General features: G+C 38.4%; 10 protein-coding genes and 1 pseudogene. 6 read left to right on the forward strand and 5 right to left on the reverse strand.

The genetic code is table 11. The features are described 5' to 3' along the window. Nucleotides 1-193 precede the first annotated feature (193 nt). Complete coding sequence (gene rpsF, locus PN450_RS06405) at nt 194-517, reverse strand: 30S ribosomal protein S6 (RefSeq protein ID WP_015078351.1); 324 nt, start codon at nt 515-517, stop codon at nt 194-196. Nucleotides 518-806: 289 nt separating this feature from the next. On the opposite strand from rpsF, the gene PN450_RS06410 reads away from it, so the two are divergent. After that, nucleotides 807-1,580, forward strand: a complete 774-nt coding sequence (locus PN450_RS06410; RefSeq protein WP_148761524.1) for a fumarylacetoacetate hydrolase family protein — start codon at nt 807-809, stop codon at nt 1,578-1,580. A gap of 3 nt (nt 1,581-1,583) precedes the next feature. Here the strand turns inward: PN450_RS06410 and PN450_RS06415 are convergent, their stop codons facing one another. After that, nucleotides 1,584-2,060 (reverse strand): Tic20 family protein, encoded by a 477-nt coding sequence (locus PN450_RS06415; RefSeq protein WP_148761526.1) that lies wholly within the window; start codon nt 2,058-2,060, stop codon nt 1,584-1,586. A 463-nt stretch (nt 2,061-2,523) separates the two neighbouring features. Beyond that, nucleotides 2,524-2,721 carry a hypothetical protein gene (locus PN450_RS06420; protein WP_148761528.1) on the reverse strand — a complete coding sequence of 66 codons (198 nt, stop codon included), beginning with the start codon at nt 2,719-2,721 and terminating at the stop codon, nt 2,524-2,526. A gap of 351 nt (nt 2,722-3,072) precedes the next feature. Here PN450_RS06420 and glyA point away from each other — a divergent pair, with 351 nt between their 5' ends. After that, nucleotides 3,073-4,356, forward strand: a complete 1,284-nt coding sequence (gene glyA, locus PN450_RS06425) for a serine hydroxymethyltransferase (RefSeq protein ID WP_148761530.1) — start codon at nt 3,073-3,075, stop codon at nt 4,354-4,356. Nucleotides 4,357-4,463: 107 nt separating this feature from the next. Here the strand turns inward: glyA and PN450_RS06430 are convergent, their stop codons facing one another. After that, on the reverse strand, nt 4,464-5,996 hold the full coding sequence (locus PN450_RS06430) for a YifB family Mg chelatase-like AAA ATPase (RefSeq protein WP_271835778.1): 1,533 nt from the start codon (nt 5,994-5,996) through the stop codon (nt 4,464-4,466). A gap of 120 nt (nt 5,997-6,116) precedes the next feature. On the opposite strand from PN450_RS06430, the gene PN450_RS06435 reads away from it, so the two are divergent. Both PN450_RS06435 and PN450_RS06440 read left to right on the forward strand, forming a co-directional pair. Further along, the gene (locus tag PN450_RS06435; RefSeq protein WP_271835779.1) at nt 6,117-6,722 is read left to right on the forward strand and encodes a Uma2 family endonuclease; all 606 of its coding nucleotides are present in this window, start codon (nt 6,117-6,119) and stop codon (nt 6,720-6,722) included. A 111-nt stretch (nt 6,723-6,833) separates the two neighbouring features. Continuing rightward, entirely contained in the window at nt 6,834-7,514 is a 681-nt protein-coding gene (locus PN450_RS06440) for a hypothetical protein (RefSeq protein WP_271835780.1), read from the forward strand. 242 nt (nt 7,515-7,756) lie between these two features. Here PN450_RS06440 and PN450_RS06445 read toward each other — a convergent pair whose 3' ends face one another. After that, complete coding sequence (locus PN450_RS06445) at nt 7,757-8,602, reverse strand: Rpn family recombination-promoting nuclease/putative transposase (protein WP_148761538.1); 846 nt, start codon at nt 8,600-8,602, stop codon at nt 7,757-7,759. 96 nt (nt 8,603-8,698) lie between these two features. Here PN450_RS06445 and PN450_RS06450 point away from each other — a divergent pair, with 96 nt between their 5' ends. After that, nucleotides 8,699-9,049, forward strand: a complete 351-nt coding sequence (locus tag PN450_RS06450) for a histidine triad nucleotide-binding protein (RefSeq protein ID WP_213800690.1) — start codon at nt 8,699-8,701, stop codon at nt 9,047-9,049. Between the two features lie 223 nt (nt 9,050-9,272). Further along, a pseudogene (locus PN450_RS06455) lies at nt 9,273-9,384 on the forward strand (photosystem II q(b) protein); the annotation flags it as partial.

The raw sequence follows: 9,384 nt of genomic DNA on the forward strand, positions 1-9,384 counted from the left end.
CTGCTAAGAGACTTCCAATTAAAGAAATATCCAAAATTTCTTGTAGTGCGGGCATACTTCGACAAGCTCAGTACAAGTCTTGCCCGCTAATAATACAAGAACGATACCACAAAATTGGATAGCGAAGCCCTGCTGCAAGCAGTTCATCTTTTTTGTGGAGTTATCTAACTAATAACCTCGGAAAACGCGGTTATTAAGCTGCTACAACTTCTTCTGGTTTTTCTTTGTGAACTTCTTGCTTGACTGTCATATAGCGAATCACTTCTTCACTCAATCGCATTGCGCGTTCCATGATAGCAATTACAGTTCCAGGACCTGTGTAGTTGAGTTGAACATAAACGCCATCACGATGCTTTTGAATTTCATAGGCCAGACGACGCTTACCACGGTTTTGAATTTCAATATTCTCAGCACCGTGTTCACGAATTAAGTTTTCGTATTTGGCGATTTGTTGTACTACTTGCTCATCTCCCAAGTCAGGACGCAAAATGTACATGGTTTCGTAAACTGTGGTCATGTTTTTTAATTCACCTTATGGACAATGGCTGAAGAGGTATTAATTTATACAAATATTGCCATGGGCGATACTTTAATTGATTAACATCTCAAGCAACAAGGAATTTTGACAATTTTTTAGTTATTCCACAGTAGCACAATTTTGAGCAGGATTTGTCCACTGGTTAATAGTTTGTTAATTAAGGTCATAAGATTTTCAATATTTATCATATAATCTTACAAGTTTTTAATGGCAATCATTAAGCACATTCTGCTGGAACAAAGTATATTCAAGGATATTTGTCAAAGTTATGGCGCAGCGATATGTGCGAGTTCAAAGTCAAGAAGGGAAAATTTACTATGGGTTACTCCAGCTTTCTCAGAATGTAGAAGTGCTGGATGCTCCACCTTGGTTGGATGGTCAACCTACGGATTTAATCCTGCCATCCAATTCTTACACGATTCTAGCCCCCTGTGCGCCTTCAAAAATTGTGGGTGTAGGCAAGAATTATGCTGATCATGCGGCGGAAATGGGAACACCTGTACCCGCTGAACCGCTAATTTTTTTCAAACCGCCTACATCTGTGATTGCGTCAGAAAGAGAAATTAAGTATCCTTATCAGTCTCAACGGGTAGACTATGAAGGAGAATTGGCTTTGGTGATTGGCGATCGCACAAGTGATTGTACCCCAGCCCAAGCCCAAAGTAAAATTTGGGGTTATACCATTGCCAATGATGTTACAGCCAGGGATTTACAAAAAAAAGATCCCCAATGGACAAGAGCCAAGGGTTTTGATACTTTTTGTCCTTTGGGTCCTTGGATTGTCCGAGAATTAAACCCAGGAGCGAGATTACAGACGTTTCTGAATGATAATCCCCATCCAGTCCAATCTACTTGTATTGATCAAATGGTATTTTCCCCAGATTTTTTGGTGTCTTATATTAGTCAAGTGATGACTTTATTACCTGGGGATATAGTATTAACTGGTACACCGATGGGGGTAGGGGCTTTGCAAATAGGCGATCGCATCCGTGTAGAAATTGAAGGAATTGGTCGCCTAGAAAACACAGTTATCGTCCGTTAACTGTTAGCGTACTTGCATATGTACTGCATCGGAAATCGCGGGAATTTCCGCATACTTACCCATTAATGACTGAGCAACGGAATAAACAACTGCTGCTAATATCCCCATGAAAATGGTTGTATAAAGTGTTTGCATAGCAAATCCACTACCAGGAACTAATTTCACAATATCGGTCAAGATGCTACATAAAAAGATCACAATATCGAGAATGATGGCTTGCATCGTGTTAAAACGAATAAAATGATTAATTTTCTCGTTTCTGACCACCAACAGCCACAAAGCAAAGAAAATAATCATTCCCGCATAACGGACACCATAGTAAATTCTTAATAGTGGCAACAGGGGTAAAAATATCAGTCCTAACAGTGGAAAATCATTCATTAAAAACTGACCGAAAGCAAATACCTCAATCAAAGGCAGTAGATAAGGTAAACAGGCAAAAATTCGATCAGGGAAAGTTGTAGACCCGCGCCAAGACATTTTGTGTTCTCCTGTGGCTAAATTTTAACAGCTATTGAGCTTAGGATAACGCAGATGCTTGACCTTGCTGACAAATCACCAAATAGAACGAAAGGCACGGAAGCCACTTGGCAATAGATGCGTGGAGGAAGTGCCAACGGCGAATTTATTCGCCGTGACATGATAGAATTAATTAGCAAGTAGGAATAACCATCAACGCCAAGAAGTGTTTTATTAAGGAGAAACCCCTGATTTATCTCGTCTCGGCATAGCCGTAGCCTGGGTAAACAAGCAATGGTAAATCATGGAGCGTTTAACATTAAAAATTGATGGACTCACAAAAGCAGCAAAAAAATCAAAAGTAAGCGCAATTGCAATACCTGTCGTACTGGTAGTTGTCTTGAGCGTCTAGGAGGATAATTGACTATCCTTTTTAAGCAGGTCTTAAAGAATCTGCGTGTCTTTAGACCGCAGAGTGTCAACATTATTCTACATTGGCGACACGAAAGCCCATAACGCACTCGTATTGATCTGGCTGTTGTTCTGTAAACTTATTAATTGCTTGACCACAGCGCAGTTTACCTCCACCCCAGCGAGGTTGTCCACTACCATTTGCCAGTAAACAAGACTGACAGACCTTTTCAGAGCTAAGGATTTGATTGTCCATTAAAATGACTAACATCTCAACTCCTCCTTGTTCCAAATAGAGTCAGGAAGTAATCTAATGTTGGGTTACACTGTCGCTTCACCCAACCTACAAAGAATTGTAAGTTAATAAATCCACGTTCCTAACTAGATAATCTAGGTTTATTGTATCTTATATATCTTAGATTTTTGTAAATTTGAGTACAAAATAATACATAAGTTCAGGCTACCACGTTGATGAAAGTCAGCAATTCTTAGATAATGACGTTCCCAGTTCTCAAAGCTTTTCCGTCTAAATCCTATAATAAACAAGTTGCCTGATTTCTAACTTTGGTAATAGGTTTAACCGCAATCTCGATTTTCGTCAACTGCCATAAGGATAATAAACGTGACAAAAACTAATTCAGACCTGTTAAAAAACTCTGATCCTGCTATTAATGAACTAATTAACCAAGAATTACAGCGTCAACGAGACCACTTGGAATTAATTGCGAGTGAAAACTTTACCTCTGCTGCCGTATTAGCTGCCCAAGGTTCAGTATTAACCAACAAATACGCTGAAGGATTACCAGGTAAACGCTATTATGGCGGTTGTGAGTTTGTTGACGAAATTGAACAAATAGCCATTGACCGGGCTAAACAGCTATTTGGTGCGGCTCATGCCAATGTTCAACCCCATTCCGGCGCACAGGCTAATTTTGCCGTCTTCCTAACCCTGCTGCAACCAGGGGACACAATTATGGGTATGGACTTATCCCATGGAGGACACCTGACCCACGGTTCACCAGTGAACGTTTCTGGTAAATGGTTCCAAGTCCGTCATTATGGCGTAAGTAAAGAAACTGAACAATTAGACTATGACCAAATTCGTGATTTAGCTATCAAAGAACGGCCTAAACTCTTAATTTGTGGGTATTCAGCCTATCCTCGGATTATTGACTTTCAAAAGTTCCGCAGTATTGCTGATGAAGTTGGCGCGTACTTACTCGCAGATATTGCTCACATTGCTGGTTTAGTGGCGACTGGTCATCATCCCAACCCTCTGCCTTATTGTGATGTTGTCACAACTACAACTCATAAAACCTTACGTGGACCTCGCGGCGGCTTGATTTTGACTCGTGATGCAGAATTGGGTAAAAAGCTGGATAAATCAGTTTTCCCCGGTACTCAAGGTGGACCACTAGAACACGTGATTGCTGGTAAAGCTGTGGCTTTTGGTGAAGCTCTTAAACCTGAGTTTACAACTTATTCTGGCCAAGTGATTGAAAATGCTCGCGCTTTGGCTACGCAATTGCAAAACAGAGGATTCAAATTAGTGTCTAATGGCACGGATAATCACTTAATGTTAGTAGATTTACGTTCTGTTGGTATGACTGGGAAGAAGGGAGATCAACTAGTCAGCAGTGTTAATATTACCGCCAATAAGAATACAGTTCCTTTCGATACTGAATCACCTTTTGTTACCAGTGGTTTAAGATTGGGTTCTCCCGCTATGACTACTAGGGGTTTAGGTGTGGCAGAATTTACGGAAATTGGCAATATTATTGCTGATCGTTTACTTTCTCCAGATGCGGATACAGTCACTAAAGATTGTTTGATGCGAGTGGCGGCATTGTGCGATCGCTTCCCATTATATCCTCACTTGGAAATTCCTGTACCAGCCCTAGCTTAATAAACTTTGGATTTTGGGTTATTGATACTGATCCAAAATCCAAAATTTGGTTTTTATTTAAACCGACTATTTTTGCTTTATTTGTTCTATCGCACTGGACAGGGTAGTTATTGCATTCTATCAATTGTCCGATATTGAATTGCTTCGGCTACGTGCTGGGGTTTAAGGTTTTCATCTGCTGCTAAATCTGCTATAGTTCGTGCTACTTTAAGAATGCGATCGCTTGCTCTTGCTGATAACCCTAATTTCCTAATTGCTGCTTCTAATAAAGTCCGACTAGCATCATCTAAATTACACCATTTTTGTAAATGACGACTTTGCATTTGAGCATTACATTGTAAATCTTCTTCTTTTTGAAATCGAATCATAGCCAATTCTCGTGCTTTTTTCACTCTTTCTGCTACAGATTTTGACGCTTCTCCCGTTGGTTGTTGAGTAATTTCTTCGGGTTTCAAACGATTTACTGCTACTTGCAAATCAATTCTATCCATTAATGGTCCAGACAATTTTGCCCAATATTGTTCCCGTTGTCGAGGTGAACAAGTACATCCTTGAATTGTATCACCATAATAACCGCAAGGACAGGGATTTGTACTGGCTACTAATGTAAATTGTGCCGGAAAAGTGACAGATTGTTTAGTTCTAGAAATTGTCACAAAACCATCTTCCAAAGGTTGACGCAAAAACTCTAAAACATCTCTTTTAAATTCTGTTAATTCATCTAAAAAAAGTACACCTCTATGAGATAATGAAATTTCGCCAGGACGGGGAAAAGTGCCACCACCAACTAAAGATGGACCAGATGCAGAATGGTGGGGACTTCTAAAAGGTCTTTCTCTAACTAATGAACCTCGATTTTTCAACAATCCAGCCACAGAATGAATGCGTGTTACTTCCAAAGATTCAGGAAAACTTAAAGGTGGTAAAATTCCCGATAACCGCCTTGCTAACATCGTTTTTCCGCTTCCTGGTGGTCCAACGAAAATTAAATTGTGTCCTCCCGCAGCCGCAATTTCTAAAGCCCTGCGGGCGTGCGCTTGTCCTTTAACATCTTGCAAATCTGCTAAATTTAAAGATGTTTCTTGGGTAGTTTCTACTGCTTTATTTAACTGGACAGGTTGATATTTTTTAGGATTATTTAATAAGTCCACTACATCAGCAACATCTTTGCAACCATAAACTGCTAAACCTTCAACAACAGCAGCTTCTTGGGCATTATCAATAGGCACAACTAAACCTGTAATTCCCATCTTTTTTGCAGTTGCAGCAATAGGTAAAACACCAGCAACCGGACGCAAACTACCATCTAAAGAAACTTCCCCCAAAAATAAAAAATCTCCTAACAAATCGGCGTTAACTTGTTCAGAAGCTGCTAAAATTCCCACACTAATTGGTAAATCAAACGCGGGTCCCTCTTTTCGTAAGTCTGCGGGAGTTAGGTTAATGACAATTTTCCGGATGGGAAAAGCAAAACCCGCATTTTTTAAAGTGGCTTTTACCCGTTCTTTAGATTCTTGAATTGCGGAATCTGGTAAACCTAAAATCACAATTCCCGGTAACCCACCAGAAACATCAACTTCTACTCCCACTTTTACAGCGTCAATCCCGATGATAGATGCACTCCAAACTCTAGCCAGCATTTTTTATATATCAATAAACCTTGATCATATCAAAGCAGATTTGTGGGTATATTAACAATGAGTGAAATCACCCAAGAGGATTGTTAATATAATAATAACAGCTAAAGATGCAGGTGACTTATGGTTCAAGCATTAACAAAATTATTAACCTTTGCACAATTCATCCTTGAATACGGTAACAACCCCCGCTATGAACTTGCAGACGCAGAATTGATTGATATGGAACCAACTGGACCCCATGCAGCCGTGGGTGGTAAACTGGCAACCAAACTGGGTATTGCTATTACTCATGCTGAACTTCCCTGGTTTATTCCTCGCACCTGTCTAATCCGTCCTTTTGCAGAAACAGCCACAGCCCGACGACCTGATATTGTAGTATTAGATGAAACAGTGCTTGACGATGAACCTTTTTGGGAACACGAACCAGTAATTGCTTTAGGAAAATCTATTAAGTTAGTTGTGGAAGTTGTTAGCAGTAATTGGGAAACTGATTATGCGCGTAAGGTTGAAGAATACGCTTTATTAGGAATTCCTGAATATTGGATTGTTGATTATCGGGGATTGGGTGGCGTTGTTTTTATTGGTAAACCAAAACAACCTACATTTACAGTTTGTCAACTAATTGGCGAAGATTATAGTCAGCAAAAATATCGGTTAGGAGAGTTTATTAAATCTCCTCTTTTACCCTCGCTGCAACTGCGGTTAGATGATGTGATGCCGAGATAAATGCTTCTTAAAGTTGATTTATTATTAATCAAGAATCAGTAGCTAATTCTCGGCTAATTGTGATATTGTGAAGATTACTAACGAAACAATTTAATTTACAAGAGGTCTATTATGCATTTTGACAAGAAACTTTCCGAATTAACAAATTCTGAAATAATTAATATTCATTTATCCAGAAACGCATCTACAAAAGATTTTAAGTTAATTTCTACACTGAAAACACTAGAAGAGGAGATGCGACAATCTTCTGGACTTGACAAGTTTAAGTCATTTCTTCCTTTTATGGCTGCTTTTGCAATTCTTGATCAAATTGGCAAATGTTATAAAAATAGTGAAGAAAAGGAAAATCATGCGAAGACAAAGGGATATAGTTCAATTCAAAAAGCATTATATTATTTTGGTGATATTGAAGATGACCAAACATTAAGAGAATTATGTCTATTTCGTAATGGAATTATCCATGATGCGTCCTTATTTTTTTCCGAGAAAATTAAAAGAGAAGGTGATAATGAAAAAAAGGATTACTATTGTTATTATTACTGCTTTAGATATAGTGATGATGATAAAAGACAGAATTTAATAGATTTTCCTGAAGAGAAGTGGGATGGAAATTTTGATAGTATCAGTCCCAAAAATATAACTAATATTAATAGAAGAGTTTTACTAAACAAAACTAGTGATATAATTAGAAAATTATCCAAAATAAATGAATCAAATGAACTTAAAATTTCTTTACCAGAGAAAGAAAAAGAACTCATTAAACGTTATTTTCTGATGATTCCAATAAATTAGCTTTTTTAAACAGATACAGCGGTTTGCGTAGTTAGGAGATACAGAGTTTTAAGGCTGTAGGGGCGGGGTTTCCCCGCCTTCAATTTTATTGCATTCGACCAGAAACTGCTGTAGGGTCGGATAAATTGTCTCAAAGTTCAACCCAAAATGATTTCAAACAAAAAATTTCTCAAGTGATATAAGTCACGGCAGTTTATACTGATAACAAAAAAAATCAAGTCTTGTAAAATCAAGATTTCCATTTATGACAAATTGTCCACCACAAGTCTTAATTCCTCCAAACTTTCAACTGCGATAATCGAGAGGTAAATTTTTCCTAGTTGCTCAAAATCCGATGTTTGAGAAATTTTTGGCATGAACTTTAATCCTTCATCGTCAAATTTAACTTTTAAATATGATTCAATGTTTGAAAGTCGTTCTTCTCTTTTTCCTCTTTGCAATATTTCTTCATACCAAGGTGATTCGCGTAAAACTGTCATATCCCACCTCATAATTTCTTGAACTAAGGAACTATCTAATACAAACGTAGCAAAAAAAGCAAGAACCGTTTCTAATTGATTTAATTGTTCATCAGCTTGCAATAAACGCAATGCTTCCCGAATTATAGATTCATCTTCACCACCTTTGAGAATCGGCACAAAAGGCAGTAGAGACGGTAAAGGTTGTTCTAAGGCAATTTTAACATCTACTTCCCACAGGTTAATTACACGGTAATCTTGACGCACTTCTAAACCAGCAAGATTAGATTCATATCGCGTGGGGATTTCAGCATCACCTGTTTTGAGAATGTTAATTAGTACAGGATATGTGGGTAATTTATATTTTTCCTCAGCTAATCCTGCATAAGCTCGCATCCTTCGCGGCATTTCTGGTTTATACCGCAATTGTAATTCATTGAGAACTAAAAACTTCCCATATTCTTTACTTTCAACCCGGATAAGTACATCACTTTCTCTACTAATCCATTGAAATTCAGAATTGAGAATTTCCCCAGCAACCACATCCGGGATTTGCGTTACCCATTTTACCCAATTATTGGGTGCAAGACTAATTAAGCGTTTCGTACTAACATCCGCAGGTTTGGCCATAAAACTATAAATGCACTGACTACACAATAGCTTAACTTTTTATCGCCTGTTCCAGCGATCGCTTAAAATCTTGAGCAGATGAGTAAGTAAAACTGTATGAGTCAGAACACAGAAACGATTTTCAGTAAAATCATTCGTAAAGAAATCCCCGCGAATATTGTTTATGAAGACGATTTAGCACTAGCCTTTACAGATGTTAACCCTCAAGCACCAGTCCACATCCTTATTATACCCAAAAAACCCATAGTTAATCTAGCTACCGCAGAACCTGAAGATCAAGCACTTTTAGGACATCTATTATTAACAGTCCAGAAAGTTGCAGCACAAGCAGGACTGGAAAACGGTTATCGCGTAGTTATGAATACTGGTGTTGATGGCGGACAAACGGTCTATCATCTCCATATACATATACTAGGCGGTCGTTCTATGTCCTGGCCTCCTGGTTGAATTTTACATCTGAAATAGTCCAGAACTCCTGTGGGGTGGGCATCCTGCCCGCCTAATTATCACAATAGCTGCTGTAAATCCCATGATATCAGAAAAACTAATGACTTTCATAACTAATACCTACTTTAAATAGCTTTACAAATCGAAACATAAAGCTTAATATAAATTCATGAGGTAGAAACACCTACCAAAATATACATAACTCAAACGCAATTATAAACACATGACAACTACCTTACAACAGCGCGAAAGTGCTAACGTATGGAATCGCTTCTGCGAATGGATCACCAGCACTGACAACCGTTTATATATCGGTTGGTTCGGAGTATTAATGA

Source organism: Dolichospermum lemmermannii CS-548, assembly GCF_028330815.1.
Taxonomy (GTDB): domain Bacteria; phylum Cyanobacteriota; class Cyanobacteriia; order Cyanobacteriales; family Nostocaceae; genus Dolichospermum; species Dolichospermum lemmermannii.

Excerpts from the sequence above, each read along its gene's own strand:
- rpsF (WP_015078351.1), bottom strand. The coding sequence starts at position 517 with ATGACCACAGTTTACGAAACCATGTACATTTTGCGTCCTGACTTGGGA.
- PN450_RS06410 (WP_148761524.1), top strand. The coding sequence starts at position 807 with ATGGCGCAGCGATATGTGCGAGTTCAAAGTCAAGAAGGGAAAATTTAC.
- PN450_RS06415 (WP_148761526.1), bottom strand. The coding sequence starts at position 2,060 with ATGTCTTGGCGCGGGTCTACAACTTTCCCTGATCGAATTTTTGCCTGT.
- PN450_RS06420 (WP_148761528.1), bottom strand. The coding sequence starts at position 2,721 with ATGTTAGTCATTTTAATGGACAATCAAATCCTTAGCTCTGAAAAGGTC.
- PN450_RS06430 (WP_271835778.1), bottom strand. The coding sequence starts at position 5,996 with ATGCTGGCTAGAGTTTGGAGTGCATCTATCATCGGGATTGACGCTGTA.
- PN450_RS06435 (WP_271835779.1), top strand. The coding sequence starts at position 6,117 with ATGGTTCAAGCATTAACAAAATTATTAACCTTTGCACAATTCATCCTT.
- PN450_RS06440 (WP_271835780.1), top strand. The coding sequence starts at position 6,834 with ATGCATTTTGACAAGAAACTTTCCGAATTAACAAATTCTGAAATAATT.
- PN450_RS06445 (WP_148761538.1), bottom strand. The coding sequence starts at position 8,602 with ATGGCCAAACCTGCGGATGTTAGTACGAAACGCTTAATTAGTCTTGCA.
- PN450_RS06450 (WP_213800690.1), top strand. The coding sequence starts at position 8,699 with ATGAGTCAGAACACAGAAACGATTTTCAGTAAAATCATTCGTAAAGAA.